Below are 21,755 nucleotides of genomic sequence, written 5' to 3'. Positions count from 1 at the left end.
CCATGGCTGATGCAACCACCCCAGGGCCCGTGCGCGCCCTGCTGGCCATCTCCTGGCCGCTGATCGCCACCTACTCGCTGCAGGCCGTGATCGGGGTGACCGATACCTGGTTTGCCGGCCGCATTTCTGCCGACGCACTCGCGGGGCTGGGGGCGCAGACCTTTCTGAACCTGGCGGTGTTCGTTCTTTTGGGGGGCGTGGCGTTTGCCGTGCAGGCGCCGGTGGCCCAGGCCATGGGCGCCGGCCAGACGCACGTTGCGCGGGGATACCTGCCCGCAGGCCTGCTGGCTGCGGCCTGCACCCTGCCCTGTTTTATGGTGCTGGCATGGGCCGGGCCCTGGCTGTTTGCGCTGTGGCAACTGCCTGCGGAGTCTGCCGGGCAGGCCGCAGAGTACTGGCAGCCGCGCATGGCGGGCGGCATAACGGTGGTGCTGCTGTTCGCGGTGTCGAGCTACCTGGCTGGCCTGGGAAACACGCAGGGCAGCCTGTGGGCCAACCTGGCGGCGGCCGTGGCCAATGTGCCGCTCAACCAGTGGCTGATCTTCGACGCGGGCCTGGGCCTGGCGGGCTCGGCCCATGCGTCCACTTTGGCCAACCTGATCGGCGTGGCGGTGGGGTTGGCCTGGGTTGCACGCGCGGGCTGGAGGTCGTCCTTCGCGGGCTTGCGAGGCCGCACTGCGGAGCTATGGCACACCGGCATGCCCATCGGCGTGGCGGCCGCGGCCGACGTGCTGGCGATGGCGCTGTTCCAGCTCATGATGTCGCACATCGGCCCGGCCGAGGGGGCGGCCACCTTGCTGCTGCTGTCACTCACCGGCCTGGCCTTCTGGCCCGCGCTGGGCCTGGCCACGGGCAGCGCCACGCTGGTGGGGCATGCCTTGGGAGCGGGCCAGCCGCACCAGGTCGGTCCCCTGGTACGTGCAAGCCTGTGGCTGATGGCGGGCTGGATGGCCCTGGTGGGCGCCGCCATGGTGCTGGCCGGGCCGCCCTTGCTGGCAGCACTGCTGGGCAGCGATGCCGGACCCGCCGGCCAGGCCGCGCTGGCGCTGGCCACCTCGCTGCTCGGGCTGGTGGCCGCGTACCAGGTGCTCGATGCCATCAACCTGGGCAGCGCCTTTGCGCTGCGGGGGCTGGGCGACGTGCGCTGGGCCAGCGCCGTCAACACGGTGTGCTCTCTGCTGCTGTTTGTGCCGCTGGCGGCATGGTTGTCGCTTGATGCGCTGGGCACCGGCGTGCCGGCCATGGGCTGGGGGGTTTGGGGCGGCTGGGTGGCCGCGGCACTGCTCAGCGCGGTGCTGGCTGCGGCCTTCCACGCACGGCTGCGGTGGGTGCTGCGCGGCTTGCAGTCGGTCAGCGCCGCTCGTCGTCCGGCGTGAACACCTGGCCGGCCACCATGTCCCATTCGGCGATCTGCTCGTTGGCAGCGATCAGCCGGCCCACCAGCAGCTTGATGAAGGCCTTGTCGAAGCGCGACTGCAGGTCTTCGGACGCCTCGCGCAGCGCGGGGTTGCGGATCTTGAGCACCAGCACCTCGGTCTCGGCGACGGCGGTGGCGGTGCGCTGGCGGTTGTCGGGGCGCAGGTAGGTCATCTCGCCCAGGGTCACGCCCGCGCCCAGGGTGCTCAGGGTCCAGCCCTGGCGGCTCACGGTCACCCGGCCTTCGATGAGGATGCAGAACGAGTCGCCGGGCTGCCCTTCGCGCATGAGCACGGTGCCCTGCTCCAGCCGGCGCCAGTTGCCCAGGCGCATCAGCTCCCACAGCGCCACGTCGTGAAAATCGGCAAAGAAGGGCAGCTCGCGCAGGCGCCCGAAGCGCTCGGCCTCGGTGTCCTGCGAGCGCTGGCGCGGCAGGTCGCGGTGGGCATCGAGCAGCGCCTGGGCAAAGTCGCCCCAGGTGGCGAAGCGGTCGGCCGGCTTCTTGGCCAGGGCGCGCAGCAGCACCGCGTCCACATGCCCGGGCAGCGAGGCGCGCAGCAGGCTCGGGGGCGTGGGCTCTTCGTGGCTGATCTTGTAGAGCGTGGCGAAGTCGGTCTCGCCGTCGAACGGGCGGCGCCCGGTGAGCAGCTCGTACACCACAATGGCCAGCGAGAACATGTCGCTGTGGTGCGTCAAATCTTCCTCGCGCACCTGCTCGGGCGACATGTAGGATGGCGAGCCCACCATGCCCGAGAGCTGCGTGGCATCGCTGCGCAGCGACAGCGCGGCGCCGAAGTCGGTGAGCTTGACGTCGCCGTTGGCGGCCAGCATCAGGTTGGCGGGCTTGATGTCGCGGTGTACCAGGCCTTCGCGGTAGGCGTATTCGAGCGCATTGCAGCACTTGAAGGCGATGTCCAGCACCTGGGGCACGGGCAGCAGCGCATCGGCCCGGGCATGGGCCGCCAGGGCCTGGCCGTCCACATATTCGAGCACCAGGTAGGGTTGGGCGGCGTCCTCGTCGGCATCGAGCAGGCGCACGATGTGGGGGTGCTTGAGCCGGCCGGACATGGCCGCCTCGTTGCGCAGCAGGCGCCGGTAGCGCTCGGCCTGGTCGGGCTGGGCCAGCAGGTGGGCATGCATCTGCTTGATGGCCACGCGCTTGCCGCGGAACCCGTCGAGCCCCAGGTACACGATGCCGCTGGCGCCGCGCCCGAGCTCGCGCTCGATGCGGTACTTGCCGATGGTCGGGGGAATGAGGGTGGGCGTGGCGGTCATGGGCATCCGGGTGGCGATGGCCTCATTGTGGCAAAAGCAGCAGCCTGCAACCGTGTTCCGCCCGCGCAACCGTGGCTTTTTGCACGCAGGCAGCGTTCCACGGTGTGCCGCCCCCTGTTCCGTTTCTGAACAAGGGCTGTGCCATGGCACACCCCGTACAGGGCCCAGGCGCCGCTGCCCGGCACCGCTACAGCCGCATGGATGCTGGGTTTGCGCGTGGGTGCCACATCTGCCCCCCGGCTGGCACGGGCATTGCGCCCATCAGCCGGTGCAGGCCCGCACCCGGGCCCGGCACAACCCAACCACCGCAGGAGACAAACACATGAACATGGCAGAAATCGCGAGCCTCGGCATCGCCAATCCCTACAAGAAGCAATACGGCAACTACATCGGCGGCCAGTGGGTGGCCCCCATCGACGGGCAGTATTTCGAGAACAGCTCGCCCATCAACGGCCAGGTGTTCACCGCCATCCCGCGCTCCAACGACAAGGACATCAACGCCGCGCTCGACGCCGCGCACAAGGCCAAGACCGCCTGGGGCAAGACCTCGACCACGGACCGGGCCAACATCCTGCTGAAAATCGCCGACCGCATGGAGGCCAACCTGCTGACCATCGCCGTGGCCGAGACCATCGACAACGGCAAGCCGCTGCGCGAGACCATGGCGGCCGACATCCCCCTGGCCATCGACCACTTCCGCTACTTTGCGGGCTGCATCCGTGCGCAGGAAGGCGGCATCAGCGAGATCGACCACGACACCATGGCCTACCACTTCCACGAGCCGCTGGGCGTCGTCGGGCAGATCATTCCCTGGAACTTCCCGATCCTGATGGCGGTGTGGAAGCTGGCCCCGGCCCTGGCCGCCGGCAACTGCGTGGTCTTGAAGCCCGCCGAGCAGACCCCTGCCTCCATCCTGGTGCTGCTGGAGATCGTTGGCGACCTGCTGCCGCCCGGTGTGCTCAACGTGGTCAATGGCTTTGGCCTGGAGGCCGGCAAGCCGCTGGCCAGCAGCCCGCGCATCGCCAAGATCGCCTTCACGGGCGAGACGACGACCGGCCGGCTGATCATGCAGTACGCCAGCCAGAACATCATCCCGGTGACGCTGGAGCTGGGCGGCAAGAGCCCCAATGTGTTCTTCGAGGACGTGATGGACGCCGACGACGGCTTCTTCGACAAGGCGCTCGAAGGTTTTGCCATGTTCGCGCTGAACCAGGGCGAGGTCTGCACCTGCCCGAGCCGCGCGCTGGTCCAGGAGTCGATCTACGAGCGCTTCATGGAACGGGCGCTCAAGCGCGTGGCCGCCATCAAGCAGGGCCACCCGCTGGACAAGGGCACCATGATCGGTGCGCAGGCCTCGCAGGAGCAGCTCGAAAAGATCCTCTCCTACCTCGACCTGGGCAAGCAGGAGGGCGCGCAGTGCCTGATCGGCGGCGAGCGCAACCACCTCGCAGGTGACCTGGCCGGCGGCTACTACATCAAGCCCACGGTGTTCAAGGGCCACAACAAGATGCGTATCTTCCAGGAAGAGATCTTTGGCCCCGTGCTGTCGGTCACCACCTTCAAGACCGAGGAAGAGGCGCTGGAGATCGCCAACGACACGCTGTACGGCCTGGGCGCAGGGGTGTGGAGCCGCGACGGCAACCGCGCCTTTCGCATGGGCCGTGGCATCCAGGCCGGGCGCGTGTGGACCAACTGCTACCACCAGTACCCGGCGCACGCGGCCTTCGGCGGCTACAAGCAGTCGGGCATCGGCCGCGAGAACCACAAGATGATGCTGGACCACTACCAGCAGACCAAGAACCTGCTGGTGAGCTACACGCAGGCGCCGCTGGGCTTCTTCTGAGCACGCGCAGCATGGCCCACGAGGCACCCCGGCAAGGCCATGGCACGGACCCACCGGTCCGTGTCACGACCACGCCCGCGGCCCTGGAACTGATCGCGCGGCTGCGCGAACAGCACGGCCCGCTGATGTTCCACCAGTCGGGCGGTTGCTGCGATGGCAGCGCGCCCATGTGCTTTGCGCGCGGCGAGTTCCTGGTGGGTGATTCCGACGTGCTGCTCGGGCATGTGGGTGGCGAACCCTTCTACATGAGCCGGCCGCAGTTCGCGGTGTGGGAACACACGCAGCTGACCATCGACGTGGTGCCCGGCGGGGGCGGCATGTTCTCGCTGGAGCGGCCCACGGGCCTGCGCTTTCTGATCCGCTCGCGGCTGTTCAGCGATGAAGGGACGGCGCTGCTGAAGCCAAACCCGGTGGCCTGAACCCTGGCCATGCCTTCGAGGCCTTCCGGCGGTATGCTCGCGCAAAGACCTTACCGAAGGAGACCCCCGTGACCGCACATGCCACCACGTTCCGCGGCCTGCACGCCAGCGCCACCCTGCTGCGCCTGCCCAACGCCTGGGATGCCGCCAGCGCCAGGCTCTTCGAGAGCCTGGGGGCCACGGCCATCGCCACGACCAGTGCGGGCGTGGCATGGTCGCAAGGGTACCCTGACGGCTACGCCATGCCCGTCGAGGTGGTGCTGGCGTTCGCTAAGAACCTGGTGCGGGTGCTGCAGGTGCCCTTGTCCGTGGACATGGAAGACGGCTATTCGGACGACCCGGCACAGGTGGCAGACCTGGCAGCGCGGCTGGCCGAAGTGGGCGTTGCCGGCATCAACCTGGAAGACGGGCGCAAACCTGCGGCGCTGCTCGCCCGCAAGGCCGAGGCGATCCGGGAGCGGCTGGCCAAGGACGGGCTGGACCTGTTCGTCAACGCGCGCACGGACGTTGTCCTCGCGCGTCTGGTCGATGAAGGCAGCCAGGTCGGCGAAGCGATCGCGCGCGGCAACCTGTACCGCAGCGCGGGCGTGGATGGCCTGTTCGTCCCCGGGCTGGCCGATGCCGCGCAGATCCAGGCCGTCGTGGCCGGAGTCGACCTGCCGCTGAACCTGATGGCCTGGGGCGGCCTGGCCAACGCCACGCAGCTGCAGGCCCTGGGGGTGAAGCGGCTCAGCGCGGGCTCCGGCATCCCGCAGGTACTGTGGGGCCATGCGGCGAAGCTGGCGACGGATTTCCTGCAAGGCGGTGAGTCCGACAAGCTGCAGGGGCAGATCCCCTATGGGCAGATGCAGGGCCTGTTCAGCTGAGCTTGGCGGTGATCACGCGGCCTGCGCGCGCAGGTAGCGGTACACGGTATTGCGCGACACGCCCAGCGCACGCGCCACGGCCGACACATTGCCGCCCTGCGCGGCCAGGGCCTGCATGATCGCGGCGGCGGTGATGGCCTGCAGAGGCTGTGCGGCGGGTGCGGGCGCGGCCGACACCGCTGGTGAAACAGCCTCCTCGCATTCCTCCAGAAAATCCTCGGGCAGGTGCTCGCGCCGGATGGCGGTATCGCCCTCGGCCATCAGCGCCGCCGTGCGCAGCACATTGGTCAGCTGGCGCAGGTTGCCGGGCCAGGCGCAGCGTGCGAACAGGTCCATGACCTCGGGGCACACCGGCAGCGGCGGCGCGGCGGACTCGGTGCCCGATTGCACAATGCGCTGCACGATGACGGCCAGGTCGCTGCGCTCGCGCAGTGCGGGCAGGCGTACCACCAGGCCGTTCAAGCGGTAGTACAGGTCCTGGCGAAAACTGCCCTCGGACATCATGGCGCGCAGGTTGCGGTGGGTGGCGCAGACCACCTGGATGTCCACCTCGACCTGGCGCGTGCCGCCCAGGGGCGCCACGCTGCGCTCCTGCAGCACGCGCAGCAGGCGGGCCTGCAGCGCCAGCGGCATATCGCCGATCTCGTCGAGGAACAGCGTGCCGCCATGGGCCTGCACGATCTTGCCGGGGCTGCCCTTGCGCCGTGCGCCGGTGAAGGCGCCTTCCTCGTAGCCGAACAGCTCCGACTCGATCAGCGATTCGGGGATGGACGCGCAGTTGACTGCCACGAACGGCGCCTGTCGGCGCGGCCCGTCGTGGTGGATGGCGCGCGCCAGCAGCTCCTTGCCGGTGCCGGTCTCGCCCAGGATCAAGGTGGCGATGTCGCGGCCCAGCAGCTTGGTGACCCGGTCAATGGCCAGGGCCAGCGCGGGGTCGCCGGTGTTGAGGTAGCGCAGGCCCGAGAGCCCTGTCGAACGGGCAGGCCGCACCTGGATGGGAGCCCTGGCCGGCTCGGTTGCACCGCCGGACCACAGGCGCTCGGCCTGCGGCCGGACCTCGGGCCGGGCCATCACCGCCACGCCGCCGGGCAGGCGCAGTGTGAGTAGCGCGCCAGGTGCCCTGCGGCCATGGTCGAGCACGCCCGCCATGTCCATCCCGAACAGCGAGGCAAAGGTATGGGCCTGCAGCGCGCTGTGCGACAGGCCCAACTGGAACTGCCCGCTGCGGTTGGCCGAGAGAAAGCGCCCGTCGGTGCTGAAGGCTGCGAGCCCCTCCATCAGCGTGCCCAGAAACTCGGGCCGCGCATGGAAGTGCAGGCGCACCGCGTCCGCGTGCACCTGGTTCCAGAGGTGGTTTTCCACCATCTGGGCGGACATGCGCACCAGCGCCATGGTGTGCTTGCTCTGGCTGCGGTGGTCGCCGCTCACGTCGAGTGCGCCCAGCGCCCTGCCCTGCGGGTCCAGGATGGGCACGCACGAGCAGGTGAGGAACTGGTTGGCCCGCAGGTAGTGCTGGCCGGCATGCACCTGCACCCCCTGCCCCAGCGCCAGCGCGGTGCCAATGGCATTGGTGCCCTTGCGCTCCTCGGTCCACACGCCGCCGGGGCGCAGGGCCACGCGGTCGGCCCGGGCCACGAAATCGTCGTCGCCCAGCGCGTGCAGGATCACGCCTTCGGGGTCGGTGAGCAGCACCATGCTGTGGGTGCCGGCGATCTGGTGGTAGAGCGTCTCCATCACCGGCAGCGCATGGTCGGTCAGCACCTTATTGCGCTGCAGCGCGCATTGCAGGTCCGCTCCAGCCAGGGGCATAACGTCCATCACGTCCTGCTCGCGCAGCCCGTAGGCGGCCGAGCGGGCATGGGCGTGCGGTATCAGGTCCTGCGGTGGAATCGCCAGCAAGGGGCTGGCGAGCACTCCTGCAGACGCGGCAGCATGCTCCAGATGCATAGGTTTGTCTCCTTGCGGCCGTGGCAGTTGGCACCGCCCGGCAATTCGGAGAACCTTAGCACGCCTACCTTGGCGCCAGCTTGCACGCGCCAGCCGGCACCAGGGTTTTCAGGCCAATGCCTGTTCGAAGTCCGCCAGCAGGTCTTCGATCTCCTCCAACCCCACGGACAGGCGGACCATGCCGTCGCCAATGCCCATGTTGGCGCGCACGGCAGGGCCCGCCTCCCAGAAGATGGTGTGCGCCACGGGGATGATCAGCGTGCGCGTGTCGGCCAGGCCCGTGGCCTTGATCGGCAGTTGCAAGCGGTTGCAAAAAGACAGGCATTGGTCGGCATCGCGCAGCTCGAAGGCCAGCAGCCAAGAGCCAGCCTTGAAGTGCTTGCGCGCGATCGCATGCTGCGGGTGCGATTCGAGCATCGGGTAATGCACGCGGGCGATGGCGGGGTGCTGCTCCAACCACTGGGCCAGGGCCAGGGCGGTGGCGCTGGTGCGGTCCATGCGCAGGGCCAGGGTCTCGGCGCCCAGCGCCAGTTGGTGCGCGGCCTGGGACGAGAGCATGCCGCCCATGTCGCGCAGGCCCTTCTTGCGGATCTGCTGCAGGCCCCAGCCCTTGGCGTCGCCCTTGCGGTAGGGGGCAAAGATGTTGGGGTAGCTGCTCCAGTCGAACAACCCGGTGTCGGTGACCGCGCCGCCCAGGGCATCACCCAGGCCGCCGATGCTCTTGGTCAGCGAGTTGATCACCAGGCCTGCGCCCACGGTGACGGGGCGAAACAGGTAGGGCGAGGCGACGGTGTTGTCCACCACGTAGAGCAGGCCGCGCTCCTTGCACAAGGTGCCGATGGCTTCGAGGTCGGGGATCTGCGTGCCGGGGTTGGCGATGGTCTCCACGAACACCATGCGCGTGTTGGGGCGCACGGCCGCTGCCACCTGGGCGGCGTCGGTCACGTCCACGGTGGTCACTTCGATGCCCAGGTCGGCCAGGGTGCCGAACACGCTGTTGGTGTTGCCGAAGACGAACTTGCTGGCCAGCAGGTGGTCGCCCGCCTTGAGCAAGGTGAGGAACACCGCGCACACGGCCGCCATGCCGGTCGAGAACACGATGGAGCCCTGCCCGCGCTCCATCTGCGTGACCTTGGCTTCGAGCGCCGCCGTGGTGGGCGTGCCCTGGCGGGCGTAGTTGAAGCCGCCCTTGATCGTGCCCTGGAACACGCCTATCAGGTCCTCCACCTTCTCGTAGCCGTATTGCACCGAGGTGTGGATGGGTTGGTGCACCGCACCGTACTCGGCGCCGGCCAGGCGGTCGGCATGCACGATCTCGGTGGTGAACTGGCGGGTGGGCTTGTCGTTGCTGCTGCTGCTCATGGGAATGCGGGCCTGCTCGGCAGGCCTGAAAAAAGGAAGGTTCTCAGCGCTCAGGCGCGATGTGTTCGGCGTAATCGTACAAGGCGCCCAGGATGTCCTGGGTGCGGTCGTCGTCGGCAGTCTCCGACAGCTTGTCGATCTCGGTGAACAGCTGCTCCACCGTGCGGGCGCCGCCGGCACCGTCGAACAGGCAGGCCGCGCGGTGCGCCTCCCAGCGCTCCTGCTCCTCGGGCGACAGCGTGGCGGGGAAGTTGCGCGCACGGTAGCGCCACAGCAGTTCCTTCAAACGCGGGTCGTCGAACGAGGGGCGCGTGCGCGCCAGCTTCTCGCCGCTCATGGCGCGCATGTCGTTGAGCTGGCGCCGGTCGCCATTGCCCACGAAGCCGCCATACAGGTCCTGGTCCACGTCGGGCGTGGGCTCTTCGGGCCGGGCGAACACCTGGGGCCAGATGCCGCTCATGTCGGGCAGCACGCGCGCGATCTCGGCGTGCTGGGCGGCCTGGGCCAGGTCCATGTTCCAGTGCCGGGCGCGCTCGGCCGTGAGGGTGTTCACGTTGCCCACCACCATGGGCGACTTGTTCAGGTGGATGGTCTTGATGGGCAGGCGCGTAACGCCCTCGGGCAGGTCGGCCGCGCGCGAGAACATGCGCAGGCGGATCTCCTCCACGCCCATGCTGGCCAGCGGCTTGGGGTCGTGTGCCAGGTCCCAGGCGATCAGCTCGTTCTTGTTGGTCGGGTGGCTGGCCAGCGGCCACATCACGGCCAGGCAGCCGCGCTCCACCGGGAACATGCCCGACACATGCAAAAACGGCTTGGCCGTGATGGCCGTGGCCGGCAGGCGCAGCTCGGCCGCCACGCGGTCCTTCTTGTGCAGGCTGAGCGCGAAGTCGAACAGCTTGGTGTTGTGCTGGCGGATGAGCCGCGCCAGGGCGATGGTGGCGCGCACGTCCGACAGGGCATCGTGCGCGGCCTCGTGCAGCAGGCCGTTGGCCTTGGACAGGTGCTCGAGCTTGAAGCTCGGCGCGCCGTCTTCCTTCTTGGGCCAGGTGATGCCGTCGGGGCGCAGGGCGTAGGTCATGCGCACCACGTCCAGCAGGTCCCAGCGGCCGCACTGGTTCTGCCACTCGCGCGCATAGGGGTCGATCAGGTTGCGCCAGAACATGAAGCGCGTGATCTCGTCGTCGAAGCGGATGGTGTTGTAGCCCACGCCGATGGTGCCGGGGCGGGCCAGTTCGGCCTCGATGCGGGCGGCGAAGGCGTGCTCGGGCATGCCCTGCTCCAGGCACTGCTGGGGCGTGATGCCGGTGATGAGGCACGACACCGGGTCGGGCAGGTAGTCGTTGGCCGGCTGGCAGAAGATGTTCAGCGGCTCGCCGATCTCGTTGAGGTCGGCATCGGTGCGGATGGCGGCGAACTGCGCGGGCCGGTCGCGCCGCGTGTTGGCGCCGAAGGTTTCGTAGTCGTGCCAGAGGAAGGTATGCATGGAATGAAATTGCTACGGTCAGAAACACCGGAACCCGCAAGTATGCCGGGCACGGGACAATGGGGCATGCCCATTTCGCTTGCCCCCCATTTTGCCCGCCGCTTCCTGCATGTTGCACCCCACTCCGCCCTGACTGCCTTGGCCCTGGCCTGCGCCCTGTCAGGCTGCGCCACACCACCCGCGCCCACCGCGCCCACCGCGCCAGTCGCGGCGCCGGCACCGCGCCCCACGGCACCACCCGTTGCAGCCCCCGCCCCGGTCACCAGCCCTGCACCCCAGGACGCCGAGCAGGCCGGCTTTGCCGCCTGGATCGCCGGCTTCTCGCGCGAGGCCCTGGCCGCGGGCATTCGGCCGGCCACCGTGCAGCAGGTGCTGGCCCATGCCACGCTGCAGCCGCGCGTGATCGAGCTCGACCGCGCCCAGCCCGAATTCAACCGCACGCCCTGGGCCTACCTGGACAGCGCCGTGTCGGCCCAGCGCATCGCCCAGGGGCAGGCCAAGCGGGCCGAGCACCAGGCGGCCATCGACGCCGCGGCCACGCGCTATGGCGTGCCCTCTTCCATCATCACCGCCATCTGGGGCATGGAGAGCAACTACGGCAGCAACTTCGGCACGTTCCGTGCCGTCGATGCGCTGGCCACGCTCGCTTTCGAGGGCCGCCGCGCCGCCTGGGCGCGCAGCGAGCTGCTGGCGGCCCTGCGCATCCTGGACCAGGGCGACATCAGCGACGAGCGCATGGTGGGCTCCTGGGCCGGCGCCATGGGCAACACACAGTTCCTGCCCTCGGTCTTTCTGGCCTATGCGGTCGATGCCGATGGCGACGGCCACCGCGATATCTGGGGCAGCATCCCGGACGTGGCGGCCTCCACCGCCAACTTCCTCGCGCGCATGGGATGGCAGGCCGGCCAGCCCTGGGGCGTGGAGGTGCGGCTGCCGCCGGGCTTCGACTACGCGCGCGCCGAGCAGACCGTGCGCCAGGCGTCCACGCAGTGGGCGGCCGAGGGCGTACAGACCGTGGATGGGCAACCGCTGCCCGCGCTGGACGCGGCCTCCATCGCCACGCCGGCCGGCGCGCGCGGCCCGGCCTTCCTGGTGGGGCAGAACTTCCGCACCATATTGCGTTACAACAACTCGGTGAGCTATGCGCTCGGCGTGGGTCTGCTGGCACGCCAGATCGACGGCGGCAGCGGCGTGGCCGCCGCCTGGCCGCGCGAGCTCGCGCCGCTGTCGCGCAGCCAGATGCAGCAGATGCAGACCCTGCTCAACCAGCGCGGCTTCAACGCCGGCACGCCCGACGGCGTGATGGGCCCGGCCACGCGCGCCGGGCTGCGCCAGTACCAGCAGAGCCTGGGTGCGGTGGCCGATGGCTACCCGACCACCGAGTTGCTGCAGCGGCTTGCCGCGCCCTGACCGCAGCGATGTTTAACAAACACATACAATCGCGCCCTGTTGGTGCTCGCAGTCCTTTTCTGGAGTGCAGTTCAACGGGAAGCAGGAGGGCTTGGCAACAAGCCTGACCTGCGCTGCCCCCGCAACGGTCGGTGGAAGAGCCTTACGGCTCGGCATCCTTCATCAAGCCACTGGGCGCCAACGGCGCCTGGGAAGGCAAGGGACGCTTTTTCCACCCAGCCCGGATACCGGCCAACGAAGTGGCTTGCAGGCCTGCCTGCAAACCGTTCAGTCCAGACCCGGCGGGGATGCCGGGGAGGACGCCCCTGTATCCGTTGCCCCATGAATCCCCACTTTTGCCGCCCCTCGGCCGGGCATGCGCCCGCGCGCTTCCATGTCTCGTGCCTGTATGGCGCCGTTCTCACGTTGGCAGCCGCCACGGGCGCACAGGCCCAGACGGCCACCCTGGCACCGGTCACCGTGCAGTCCGGCGCCTTCATCGACACACCCCAGGCGCTGACCACGCCCACCAGCACCGGCAGCCGCCTGGGCCTCACGGCGCTGGAGACCCCGGCCTCGATCGAGGTGCTCGAGGGCGAGACCATCCGCCAGCGCGGTGACCAGTCGATTGCCGACGCCGCCTCGCGCGCCACCGGCATCACGCAGACGGCCTCGGCCGCCGGTGGTGCCCTGGTGGCGCGCGGCTTTGCCGGCAATACCTCGGTCATGCGCCTGTACGACGGCACGCGCCAGTACGTCTCGGGCGGCACCGTCACCTTCCCCTTCGACCCCTGGCAGGCCGAACGCGTGGAGGTGCTGCGCGGCCCCGCGTCCATCATGTTTGGCGAAGGTGCCATCGGCGGCGCCATCAACACCGTGCCCAAGAAGCCCACGCGCGGCCCTATCTCCAACGAAGTGCACCTGGCCTACGGCTCGCAGGACACGGTGCGCACGGCTTTCGGCAGCGGCGGCGCCATCAACGAGCAGTGGTCGTACCGCGTGGACCTGTCGCACAACCGCTCGGACGGCCATGTGGAGCGCGGCGGCTCCAGGTCGCTGGTGGCCGCCGGCGCCCTGCGCTTCGATGTCACGCCCGACCTGCGCTTGACGCTGTCGCACGACTACGGCCACCAGGAGCCGGCGCCCTACTTCGGCATCCCCCTCGTCAACGGCCGCATCGACCCGGCATTGCGCAAGGCCAACTTCAACGTGGCCGATGCGTACCTGAAATTCCGCGACCAGTGGACGCGCCTGGACACGGAGTGGAGGCCATCGTCTGCACTCACCCTGCGCAACTCGCTGTACCGCATCGCTTCGGACCGCCACTGGAACAATGCCGAGGGCTATGCCTACGTGCCCGCCACGCGGCGCATCACGCGCTCGGGCTTCATCGGCATCGACTACACGCTGGACCAGGTGGGCAACCGCTTCGACGCCACGCTCAAGCAGCCCATTGCCGGCCTGCCCAACACGCTGACCGTGGGCTTCGACGTGAACCGGCTGGAGTACGCCAAGACGCGGGGCGACGGCGCGGCCGCGCAGTCGCTCGACCCCTACCAGTTCGTGCCCGGTAACTTCCCGACCACGGGCGTGACCGTGGGCGAGCTGTTCAAGGCGCAGACCGACACGCGCTCGCTGTTCGTGGAAGACCAGTTGCAGCTCACGCAGCAGCTCTCGCTGGTCACGGGCCTGCGCTGGGATTCGATCTCCTACGGCAAGCAGGACTCCAAACGCATCGACCCCGATGTGAACAAGGGCTTCAACCACCTGTCGGGCCGCATTGGCGCGGTCTATGCCGTCACGCCGGTCACGTCCGTCTACGCGCAGTATTCGACGGCGGCCGACCCGCTGGGCGGCGTGGTCAACACCTCGGCGCAGCAGAGCCAGTTCGACCTGGCCACCGGCAAGCAGGCGGAGGTGGGCTGGAAACAGCTGTTCGACGAGCGCAAGGGCGAGTTCACGCTGGCCGCCTACTGGATCGAAAAGAAGAAGCTCCTGATCCGCGACGCGGTGGATCCCAACCTCTTCCAGCAGGTGGGGGCCCAGTCCTCGCGCGGCATCGAGGCATCGGTGAGCTATGCGCCGGTGTCCACCGTGCGGCTGGACCTCAATGCCGCGGTGCTGGATGCGAAGTTCGACGACTTCAACGAGGTCGTCAGCGGCCGCGTGGTCTCGCGCAACGGCAACACCCCGCCGGGCGTGCCCGAGCGCACGGCCAATGCCTGGGTGACCTGGGCCTTCCAGCCCGCCTGGGAAGCCGGCCTGGGCCTGCGCTACGTGGGCGCACGCAAGGTGGACAACGCCAACAGCAGCAGCGCGGCCTCGTTCACCGTGGCCGACGCCAGCCTGCGCTGGGCCGTGCGCCCGGGCACGGTGCTGGCGCTGCATGTCTACAACCTCACGGACCGCATCTACGCGCAGACGCTGTACAGCGGCAACAACCAGTGGATCCTGGGCCGCCCGCGCTCGGCAGAGCTGTCGGCCCATGTGCGCTTCTGATTGCGCAGCGTGAGCCCCGCGCTGCACGCCCTGTGGCGCCGGCTGCGGCGGGCGCTGTACTTCACCCACCGCTGGCTGGGCATTGCCGGCTGCATCCTGTTCGTGCTGTGGTTTGTGTCGGGGCTGGTGATGCTGCATGTGCGCTTTCCGGCGCTCACGCCGCAGGAGCGGATTGATGGTCTCTCGCCCCTGGAATTGGCGCAGGTGCAGGTGGCACCGGCTGAGGCCCTGGCCAAGATCGGGGTGAACGCTCCCCGCAAGCTGGTGCTGGAGCAGAGCCTGGATGTGCCGGTCTGGCGCGCCATCGACGCCAAGGGCAACCACCATGTGGTGTCTGCATCGGCCACGCGGCAGGGCGCAATCACGCCCGAGCGCGCCGAGGCCATCGCACGCGGATTCGCCCATGCGGCGACTGCGCGTTATCTGGAAACCGGCATGGACGACCAGTGGACCCTGCCCAACGCCAACAGCTTCGACAAGGCGCGGCCGCTGCACCGCGTCGCCATCGATGACGACGCCGGCACCGAGCTCTACGTGTCGCAGAAAACCGGCGAAGTGGTGCGCGACACCAGCGCCTTCGAGCGCCGCTGGACATTGTTCGGTACGCTGCTGCACTACTACACCTATGCGCCCATCCGCCGGCATGCAGGCTTCTGGCGGCAACTGGTGCTCTGGACCTCGGGCCTGGCCATGGTGTCGGCCGGCACCGGGCTCATCGTGGGCGTGCTTCGCGTGCGCCTGCGCCGCCGCTACCGCGGCGACTCGCCCACGCCCTACCGCGGCTTTCTGGCCTGGCACCACGTGCTGGGCCTCATCGGCGGCATCGCCATCCTGACCTGGGTTTTCAGCGGCTGGTTCTCGATGGGTCCCAACCGCTGGCTGTCGCACAGTACGCCGGGCAACGCGGCGGCGAAGTTCGGACAGGCCGGGTCGGAGTTCACGCACGGGCTGCCAAGCCTGCGCACGCTGGCCAGCAGCCCATCGCCCGCCAAGGCGGTAGAGGCCGCCTGGTATGCCGGCCGCCCGGTGTGGGTGGTGTCGGACGCCACCGGCGCACGCCGCAGCGTGGATGCAGCCACCGGCCTGGCCGTGGCGGTCCTGTCCGAGGACCTGGCGAGGGCCTCTGCGGCGAACCACCCCGGTATCGCCGCGGATGCCCCGGTGCTGCTCACCGAGCCCGACCGCTACTGGTATGCGCGCCATGTGCCGCCCGTGCTGCCGGTGTGGCGCATCGTGCTGCACGACGAGGCTGCCACCTGGCTGCATGTGGACGCTGCCACGGGGCAGTTGCTGTCCACCAGCACTTCGGACAGCCGGTTGCGCCGCTGGCTCTTCAACGGGCTGCACAGCCTCGATTTTCCGCTGTTCCTCAAGACGCCGGCGTGGTACCTGGCGATCTGGGTGCTGTCACTGGTGGGCTTGGCCGTGTCGGTTACTGGCGTGGTGATCGGCTGGCGCCGGCTGGCGAAATGACCGCCCGCCGGGTGTTCTGCGCGCCTTGGCCTGTGTGGCCTGTATGAGCCCCACTTCGCGGGCCACATAGGCGTACTGGCGGCCGTGGATGTCGGCCACGTCCCAGGCGCTGGCCTTCACCTGCCTGGCGGCGGTGCATTTGGAGACCCGAGGATCTGGGCCGGAGCTTGCCGTCACGGCCTGCATGAGTGTGGACACATGCGGCTGCTTGGACTTCTCAAGCTCCCAGTAGCCCTCGGAGCTGTAGGCCTTGCGCAGCATCTCGGCCTGCTGCTCCTGCGACCAGCCGCGCGTGGCCCCGCTGGCCTTGAGCTGGGATTCGAGGCGTGCCCGGTTGCGCAGGGGCCCGTCGCCCACGGTCTTGAGCGCGCATCGATCTCGGCCTGTGCGGCGGTGAACCGGACACCCGAAGTGCATTCGGTCGGGCTCGCCTGCGCGGCCCATGCCAGGGTGGATCCCAGCAGCAGCAACGATGCGGTGAATCGGGTCAGTGCCATGGTATCGGTGCCTCGGCGAAAGCAGGGGCCGCGCGGGAGCGGCCGAATCGCCCAATGCAGCGCGCACTTCACGCCGCGCCAAGGCCCAGCAGGCCTCAGGGGTCGCATGCCGCGCTGGGGTGATGCGCAAACCAGACACTCCCGCCGGCCAGCCCGGTCAGAACGGTCAGACCGGTAGTGGGGCTTGCGCTGGCCCGCCCTGCGAGGTAGCCCGCCAGGCCGTAACATGCCGCCTTTGCCCTGCGCTGCTACCCATGCCCTTGCTCGACCCCGCCCTCATCCGCGACTGGCACGCCCATGTCTATTTCGACGCAGAGAGCCGCGACACCGCCTGGGCGCTGCGCGAAACCATCGCCCGCGAATTGGCTGGGCGTGTGGAGGTGGGCCGCTTCCACGAGCGGCCCGTGGGCCCGCACCCGATGTGGAGCTACCAGCTCGCCTTCGGCAACGCCGATTTTTCGCACGTGCTCGCCTGGCTGGCGCTCAATCATGGCACGCTGGACGTGTTCGCCCACCCCAACACCGGTGACGGCCTGCGCGACCACCGCGACTGCGCCCTCTGGCTCGGGCACTCGCACACGCTGAACCTGGCGGGCTTCACGGGCTGAGCGCAGGGCCATGAAAAAAGCCCACCGGATGGTGGGCTTCGTCGCAATGGGCCCGGTGCTCAGCGTTCCAGCGCCAGGGACACGCCCATGCCGCCGCCGATGCACAGCGCAGCCACGCCCTTCTTGGCGTCGCGGCGCTGCATTTCGTGCAGCAGGGTCACCAGGATGCGGCAGCCCGATGCACCGATGGGGTGGCCGATGGCGATGGCGCCACCGTTGACGTTGACCTTGGCGGGGTCGATCTCCAGCTCCTTGTTCACGGCGCAGGCCTGGGCAGCGAAAGCTTCGTTGAGCTCGAACAGGTCCACGTCGGCGGCGTTCCAGCCGGCGCGCTGCAGGGCCTTGCGCGTGGCCGACACGGGGCCCATGCCCATAGTGGCGGGGTCCAGGCCGGTGGTGCCGAACGAGGCGATGCGTGCCAGGGGCTTGAGGCCCAGGGCGGCGGCCTTCTTGGCGCTCATGACCACCACGGCGGCGGCGCCGTCGTTCAGGCCCGAGGCATTGCCTGCCGTCACGCTGCCGGCCTTGTCGAAGGCGGGGCGCAGGCCGGCCAGGGCCTCGGCATTGGTCTTACGGTTGAGGTACTCGTCGGTGTTGAAGAAGATCGGATCGCCCTTCTTCTGCGCCAGCGCCACATCCACGATCTCATAGGCGAACTTGCCGGCGTCCTGCGCGGCGGCGGCTTTCAGCTGGCTGTTCAGGGCCAGGGCGTCCTGCTGCTCGCGCGTGATGCCGTACTGCTTGGCCACGTTCTCGGCCGTGATGCCCATGTGGTACTGGTTGTACACGTCCCACAGGCCGTCGACGATCATGGTGTCCACGAGCTTCCAGTCGCCCATGCGCTGGCCATCGCGCGAACCGGGCAGCACATGGGGTGCCAGGCTCATGCTTTCCTGGCCGCCGGCCACCACGATCTCGCTGTCGCCCCAGGCCACGGCCTGGGCGGCCAGCATCACGGCCTTGAGGCCGGAGCCGCAAACGGCGTTGATAGTCAGCGCAGGCGTCTCCTGTGCCACGCCGGCCTTCATGGAGGCCTGGCGCGCGGGGTTCTGGCCCACGCCGGCCGCCAGCACCTGGCCCATGATGACTTCACCCACCTGGCCGGCAGCAAGCCCTGCGCGCGTGAGGGCTTCGCGGATGACGATGGAGCCCAGCTCGGTCGCCGGCACCTTTGCCAGTGCGCCGCCAAACTTGCCCACCGCAGTGCGGGTGGCCGAAACGATGACGATGTCTTCCATGGAATGTCCTTCTTTTCTGGAGGTGGATGTCTTGGGTTGGATTGTCTCAGGTCAGCCGCTCAGGCCTTTTGCCGAACGTAACGGCCGGGGGCAGGCTCGATGGCCTTGAACTTCGTGCCCTTGCCATAGGCCTTGGGCGCAGCGATCTGCTTGCCCGCATGGCCCTTGAGCCAGCCGGACCAGTCGGTCCACCAGCTGCCAGGGTGTTCGGTGGCGCCGCCCAGCCATTCGTCGAGCGTGCCGGGGAATTTGCCGTCGGCGCGGATCCAGTGGCTGCGCTTGCCCTTGGCGGGCGGGTTGATCACGCCGGCGATGTGGCCCGAGGCCCCCATCACGAAGCGTTTCTTGCCGGGCAGTACCTGGGTCGAGGCATAGGCCGCCGTGGCGGGCACGATATGGTCCTCACGCGAGCCGTAGATGTAGGTGGGCAGCGTGAGCTGGCCCAGGTCCATCTTCTCGCCGCAGACGGTGAGCTTGCCCGGCTTGACGAGGTTGTTCTCGAGGTAGAAGTTGCGCAGGTACCAGGCGTAGAACGGCCCGGGCAGGTTGGTGCTGTCGCTGTTCCAGTAGAGCAGGTCGAACGGCGGCGGCGTTTCGCCCTTGAGGTAGTTGCCCACCACGTAGTTCCACACCAGGTCGTTGGGGCGCAGAAAGCTGAAGGTCGAGGCCAGGTCCTGGCCCTTCATCATGCCGCCGCTGCCCATCTCCATCTCGCGGTACTTGACGAAGGCCTCGTCGATGAAGACATCGAGGATGCCGGTGTCGCTGAAGTCGATCAGCGTGGTCAGGAAGGTGGCGCTGGCCACGGGCTCGTCGCCGCGCGCGGCCAGCACGGCCAGCGCATTGCTGAGGATGGTGCCGCCCACGCAGAAGCCCAGGGCGTTGATCTGCTCGGCGCCGGTGATGTTCTGCACCACGTCGATGGCCGCCATGGCACCGTCTTCGACGTAGTTGTCCCAGGTCTTCCTGGCCAGGGCGTCGTCGGGGTTGCGCCAGCTCACCACGAAGGTGCGGTGGCCCTCGCTCACCGCGTAGCGGATCAGCGAGTTCTCGGGCTGCAGGTCGAGGATGTAGAACTTGTTGATGCACGGCGGCACCAGCAGGAAGGGGCGCTCGTAGACCTTGGCGGTCAGCGGCTTGTACTCGAGCAGCTGGAACAGCTCGTTCTCGAACACCACGGCGCCTTCGGTGGTGGCCACGTTGCGGCCCACCTCGAACAGACTCTCGTCGGTCATCGAGACATGGCCCTGCTTCAGGTCGTGCAGCAGGTTCTGCATGCCCTTGGCAATGCTTTCGCCCTTGGTTTCGATGGCCTTCTTCTGCGCCTCGGCGTTGAAGGCCAGGAAGTTGCTGGGCGCCATGGCCGCCATCCACTGCTCCACGCCGAAGCGGATGCGCGCGCGGGTCTTTTCGTCGGCCTCGACCGCGTCGGCCAGACCCATCAGGGTGCGGGCGTTGAGCAGGTAGGCGGCGGCAGAAAAGGCAGCCACGGGGTTGGCGGCCCAGCCTTCGCCGGCAAAGCGCTTGTCCTTGACTTCGGGCGTGCCCTGCAGGCCCTGGGCCCACAAGGCCTTGGCCTCTTCGAGGTATTGCTGCTGCAGGGCCTGCAGCTTGGCAGGCGACAATTGCACAGGCGCGGGGGTGGCTGCACCTGGCGTGCCCAGGTCCATTTTCTGGAAGGATTGGACGGCCTGTGCCCAACCTTGACCGAAAATCTGCTGGAACTGCTGGGCGCTTTGGTCCCAGATTGATTCTGAACTCATCCCGTCTCCTATCCCTGTCATGGTGTTCCGGCATCTCGGTGACCTGATTGTTGCCCACCCCGCAAGGGCTGGCAACCCGCAATCCTGTGAAGAGCTGTCAACAACTCAGATCGCGCAAAGACAATGTACCTGATCGTCATCGCCTGGCTCTACGTCACCCTCATGATGGCCGTGGCCGAAGCCACCAACACCACTGGCACGGTGCTCGGTGCCATCGTCACCTTCGTGCTGTACGGGCTGCTGCCCATGGGCATCGTGGTCTACATCATGGGCACGCCCTCGCGCAAACGGGCCATCAAGCAGCGCGAGCAGGCAGAGCAGGCTGCCTGGGATGCCGAGCAGGCGGCATTGCGGGCCGCGCAGACTGAATCAGCCGCGCCAGATGCAGGCGGCGAAGCGCCCGCTGCCGCCGAGAACAGCGGTGTCGCGCCGGTGCGAAAAGAACCGTGAGGCATTGCCTACGGTGCACCAGGGTGCCGTGCCATCGTTGCCGTAGACCGCAGTGAGCCCCAGGGCCGCCAGGCGCAGCCGCGCCAGGCCTGCCAGATCGGCGAGGAACTTGCCCCCGGGCTGGGGCACGAAACAGGCCTCGGCGCACGGGTCATGGCCGCAGAACGCCGCGCGCACCTCGGCGCCCACCTCAAAGGCCGTGGGCCCGATGCAGGGCCCGAGCCAGGCAATGACCTCGTTCGCAGGCGCGCCCTCGCCCGCCAGTCGCTGCACCGTGGATTCGAGCACGCCCTGCCCTTGCTCCCCCGCCAGACCGCGCCAACCGGCATGGGCAGCGGCCACCACGCTGCCCGCGCGGTCGGTGAACAGCACGGGCAGGCAGTCGGCCACCATGATGGTGCACACGGCACCGGGCGCTGTGGCCAGGCAGGCATCGGCCGCCGTGGCATCGGGCGCGGTGCGGTCGATCACGGCGACATCGGTGCCATGCACCTGGTTCAGGAAGACGGCACGTGCGCCGGCGGTGCGGGCCTGCAACACCGACTCCAGCACCTGGCGATTAGCCTGCACAGCGGCCACATCGTCCCCGACATGGGCGCCCAGGTTCAGGTGGTTATACGGGGCGGCGCTCACGCCGCCAGCGCGTGTGGTGCACAAGGCATGCACGCCGGGCGGCGCAGGCCAATCGGGTACCAGCCAGTCGGCCGGCAGGGAAGCATCCATGGGGAGCAATCAGGCGCCGGAGGTGCCTGCAGGGTCCTGGTGCTGGTAGACCACCTTGGTCAGCAGGGTCATCAGGACGGCGCGCTCCTCGGCATTGAGGGGGCCCATCAGGCGCTCCTGCACGCGCTGCGCGGCGTCGCGCATCTGCAGCGCAGCGGTCTCGCCCTCGGGGGTGATCCACAGCAGCTTGCGGCGTCGGTCGCGGGTATCGGCCTCGCGGCGCACCCAGCCGCGTTTTTCGAGCCGGCCGATGACCGAGCCCGAGGTGGCGGCATCGAAGGCCACGCGCGAAGCCAGGGTCACCTGGTCCTCGCCCGGCTGGGCCAGCAGCTCGTGCAGAATGGCAAACTGCACCGGGGTCACGTCGAACCCGGCCGTCTCTTCCATGAAAAGCGCCACGGTCCGCTGGTGCGCGCGGCGCACCAGGTGGCCCGGCGTGTTGTGGAAATCGAAGCTCTTTGCCATGGGCGCGAGTGTAGCGCCCCACCCCCGGCAACGGCGGCG

18 protein-coding genes and 1 riboswitch are annotated in these 21,755 nt (G+C 68.7%); of the genes, 9 read left to right on the top strand and 9 right to left on the bottom strand.

The window, feature by feature from the left end:
• The first annotated feature begins 2 nt into the window (after positions 1–2).
• On the top strand, positions 3–1,376 hold the full coding sequence (locus U5N23_RS07545; protein WP_322592185.1) for an MATE family efflux transporter: 1,374 nt from the start codon (positions 3–5) through the stop codon (positions 1,374–1,376).
• On the opposite strand, the gene U5N23_RS07540 is transcribed toward U5N23_RS07545, so the two are convergent.
• Positions 1,351–2,691, bottom strand: a complete 1,341-nt coding sequence (locus U5N23_RS07540) for a protein kinase domain-containing protein (RefSeq protein WP_322592184.1) — start codon at positions 2,689–2,691, stop codon at positions 1,351–1,353. The two genes, U5N23_RS07545 and U5N23_RS07540, sit on opposite strands and share 26 nt — an antisense overlap.
• A gap of 322 nt (positions 2,692–3,013) precedes the next feature.
• On the opposite strand from U5N23_RS07540, the gene adh reads away from it, so the two are divergent.
• The 3 genes from adh to U5N23_RS07525 all read left to right on the top strand — a co-directional run bounded on the left by adh (position 3,014) and on the right by U5N23_RS07525 (position 5,819).
• Positions 3,014–4,534 carry an aldehyde dehydrogenase gene (gene adh, locus U5N23_RS07535; RefSeq protein ID WP_322592183.1) on the top strand — a complete coding sequence of 507 codons (1,521 nt, stop codon included), beginning with the start codon at positions 3,014–3,016 and terminating at the stop codon, positions 4,532–4,534.
• A gap of 11 nt (positions 4,535–4,545) precedes the next feature.
• Positions 4,546–4,953, top strand: a complete 408-nt coding sequence (locus tag U5N23_RS07530) for a DUF779 domain-containing protein (RefSeq protein WP_322592182.1) — start codon at positions 4,546–4,548, stop codon at positions 4,951–4,953.
• A gap of 68 nt (positions 4,954–5,021) precedes the next feature.
• Complete coding sequence (locus U5N23_RS07525) at positions 5,022–5,819, top strand: isocitrate lyase/phosphoenolpyruvate mutase family protein (protein ID WP_322592181.1); 798 nt, start codon at positions 5,022–5,024, stop codon at positions 5,817–5,819.
• 12 nt (positions 5,820–5,831) lie between these two features.
• On the opposite strand, the gene U5N23_RS07520 is transcribed toward U5N23_RS07525, so the two are convergent.
• The 3 genes from U5N23_RS07520 to sbcB all read right to left on the bottom strand — a co-directional run bounded on the left by U5N23_RS07520 (position 5,832) and on the right by sbcB (position 10,611).
• Positions 5,832–7,766 carry a sigma-54-dependent Fis family transcriptional regulator gene (locus tag U5N23_RS07520; RefSeq protein WP_322592180.1) on the bottom strand — a complete coding sequence of 645 codons (1,935 nt, stop codon included), beginning with the start codon at positions 7,764–7,766 and terminating at the stop codon, positions 5,832–5,834.
• A gap of 108 nt (positions 7,767–7,874) precedes the next feature.
• Positions 7,875–9,128, bottom strand: a complete 1,254-nt coding sequence (locus U5N23_RS07515; RefSeq protein WP_322592179.1) for a cystathionine gamma-synthase family protein — start codon at positions 9,126–9,128, stop codon at positions 7,875–7,877.
• A 43-nt stretch (positions 9,129–9,171) separates the two neighbouring features.
• Positions 9,172–10,611 carry an exodeoxyribonuclease I gene (gene sbcB, locus U5N23_RS07510; RefSeq protein ID WP_322592178.1) on the bottom strand — a complete coding sequence of 480 codons (1,440 nt, stop codon included), beginning with the start codon at positions 10,609–10,611 and terminating at the stop codon, positions 9,172–9,174.
• A gap of 66 nt (positions 10,612–10,677) precedes the next feature.
• Here sbcB and U5N23_RS07505 point away from each other — a divergent pair, with 66 nt between their 5' ends.
• The 3 genes from U5N23_RS07505 (at position 10,678) to U5N23_RS07495 (ending at position 15,972) form a co-directional block, all read left to right on the top strand.
• Entirely contained in the window at positions 10,678–12,021 is a 1,344-nt protein-coding gene (locus U5N23_RS07505; protein WP_322592177.1) for a lytic murein transglycosylase, read from the top strand.
• Between the two features lie 23 nt (positions 12,022–12,044).
• Positions 12,045–12,272, top strand: a riboswitch (cobalamin riboswitch).
• 70 nt (positions 12,273–12,342) lie between these two features.
• Positions 12,343–14,499, top strand: coding sequence for a TonB-dependent receptor (locus tag U5N23_RS07500; protein WP_322592176.1), 2,157 nt, complete (start codon positions 12,343–12,345; stop codon positions 14,497–14,499).
• Between the two features lie 9 nt (positions 14,500–14,508).
• Entirely contained in the window at positions 14,509–15,972 is a 1,464-nt protein-coding gene (locus U5N23_RS07495; RefSeq protein ID WP_322592175.1) for a PepSY domain-containing protein, read from the top strand.
• Here U5N23_RS07495 and U5N23_RS07490 read toward each other — a convergent pair.
• Positions 15,907–16,329 carry a hypothetical protein gene (locus tag U5N23_RS07490; protein WP_322592174.1) on the bottom strand — a complete coding sequence of 141 codons (423 nt, stop codon included), beginning with the start codon at positions 16,327–16,329 and terminating at the stop codon, positions 15,907–15,909. The two genes, U5N23_RS07495 and U5N23_RS07490, sit on opposite strands and share 66 nt — an antisense overlap.
• 394 nt (positions 16,330–16,723) lie before the next feature.
• On the opposite strand from U5N23_RS07490, the gene U5N23_RS07485 reads away from it, so the two are divergent.
• Complete coding sequence (locus tag U5N23_RS07485; protein WP_322592173.1) at positions 16,724–17,077, top strand: DOPA 4,5-dioxygenase family protein; 354 nt, start codon at positions 16,724–16,726, stop codon at positions 17,075–17,077.
• Between the two features lie 59 nt (positions 17,078–17,136).
• Here the strand turns inward: U5N23_RS07485 and U5N23_RS07480 are convergent, their stop codons facing one another.
• Entirely contained in the window at positions 17,137–18,315 is a 1,179-nt protein-coding gene (locus U5N23_RS07480; RefSeq protein WP_322592172.1) for an acetyl-CoA C-acetyltransferase, read from the bottom strand.
• 59 nt (positions 18,316–18,374) lie between these two features.
• On the bottom strand, positions 18,375–20,078 hold the full coding sequence (locus U5N23_RS07475) for a class I poly(R)-hydroxyalkanoic acid synthase (protein WP_322592171.1): 1,704 nt from the start codon (positions 20,076–20,078) through the stop codon (positions 18,375–18,377).
• A 123-nt stretch (positions 20,079–20,201) separates the two neighbouring features.
• On the opposite strand from U5N23_RS07475, the gene U5N23_RS07470 reads away from it, so the two are divergent.
• Complete coding sequence (locus U5N23_RS07470) at positions 20,202–20,528, top strand: hypothetical protein (RefSeq protein ID WP_322592170.1); 327 nt, start codon at positions 20,202–20,204, stop codon at positions 20,526–20,528.
• Here U5N23_RS07470 and pgeF read toward each other — a convergent pair.
• A complete protein-coding gene (gene pgeF / locus U5N23_RS07465) occupies positions 20,448–21,251 on the bottom strand; it encodes a peptidoglycan editing factor PgeF (RefSeq protein WP_322592169.1) in 804 nt (267 codons plus the stop codon). The two genes, U5N23_RS07470 and pgeF, sit on opposite strands and share 81 nt — an antisense overlap.
• A gap of 9 nt (positions 21,252–21,260) precedes the next feature.
• Positions 21,261–21,716, bottom strand: a complete 456-nt coding sequence (locus tag U5N23_RS07460; protein WP_322592168.1) for a MarR family transcriptional regulator — start codon at positions 21,714–21,716, stop codon at positions 21,261–21,263.
• Positions 21,717–21,755 lie beyond the last annotated feature (39 nt).

This window comes from Acidovorax sp., assembly GCF_034519795.1.
In the GTDB taxonomy this organism is placed as follows: Bacteria; Pseudomonadota; Gammaproteobacteria; order Burkholderiales; family Burkholderiaceae_C; genus Acidovorax.
Note: the sequence above shows the minus strand (reverse complement) of the source record. Positions and strands in the feature narration are given on the sequence as shown.

What these genes read in the sequence shown, in the direction of transcription:
- U5N23_RS07545 (WP_322592185.1), top strand. Translation starts at nt 3, where the DNA reads ATGGCTGATGCAACCACCCCAGGGCCCGTGCGCGCCCTGCTGGCCATC.
- U5N23_RS07540 (WP_322592184.1), bottom strand. Translation starts at nt 2,691, where the DNA reads ATGACCGCCACGCCCACCCTCATTCCCCCGACCATCGGCAAGTACCGC.
- adh (WP_322592183.1), top strand. Translation starts at nt 3,014, where the DNA reads ATGAACATGGCAGAAATCGCGAGCCTCGGCATCGCCAATCCCTACAAG.
- U5N23_RS07530 (WP_322592182.1), top strand. Translation starts at nt 4,546, where the DNA reads ATGGCCCACGAGGCACCCCGGCAAGGCCATGGCACGGACCCACCGGTC.
- U5N23_RS07520 (WP_322592180.1), bottom strand. Translation starts at nt 7,766, where the DNA reads ATGCATCTGGAGCATGCTGCCGCGTCTGCAGGAGTGCTCGCCAGCCCC.
- U5N23_RS07515 (WP_322592179.1), bottom strand. Translation starts at nt 9,128, where the DNA reads ATGAGCAGCAGCAGCAACGACAAGCCCACCCGCCAGTTCACCACCGAG.
- sbcB (WP_322592178.1), bottom strand. Translation starts at nt 10,611, where the DNA reads ATGCATACCTTCCTCTGGCACGACTACGAAACCTTCGGCGCCAACACG.
- U5N23_RS07505 (WP_322592177.1), top strand. Translation starts at nt 10,678, where the DNA reads ATGCCCATTTCGCTTGCCCCCCATTTTGCCCGCCGCTTCCTGCATGTT.
- U5N23_RS07500 (WP_322592176.1), top strand. Translation starts at nt 12,343, where the DNA reads ATGAATCCCCACTTTTGCCGCCCCTCGGCCGGGCATGCGCCCGCGCGC.
- U5N23_RS07485 (WP_322592173.1), top strand. Translation starts at nt 16,724, where the DNA reads ATGCCCTTGCTCGACCCCGCCCTCATCCGCGACTGGCACGCCCATGTC.
- U5N23_RS07480 (WP_322592172.1), bottom strand. Translation starts at nt 18,315, where the DNA reads ATGGAAGACATCGTCATCGTTTCGGCCACCCGCACTGCGGTGGGCAAG.
- U5N23_RS07475 (WP_322592171.1), bottom strand. Translation starts at nt 20,078, where the DNA reads ATGAGTTCAGAATCAATCTGGGACCAAAGCGCCCAGCAGTTCCAGCAG.
- U5N23_RS07470 (WP_322592170.1), top strand. Translation starts at nt 20,202, where the DNA reads ATGTACCTGATCGTCATCGCCTGGCTCTACGTCACCCTCATGATGGCC.
- pgeF (WP_322592169.1), bottom strand. Translation starts at nt 21,251, where the DNA reads ATGGATGCTTCCCTGCCGGCCGACTGGCTGGTACCCGATTGGCCTGCG.
- U5N23_RS07460 (WP_322592168.1), bottom strand. Translation starts at nt 21,716, where the DNA reads ATGGCAAAGAGCTTCGATTTCCACAACACGCCGGGCCACCTGGTGCGC.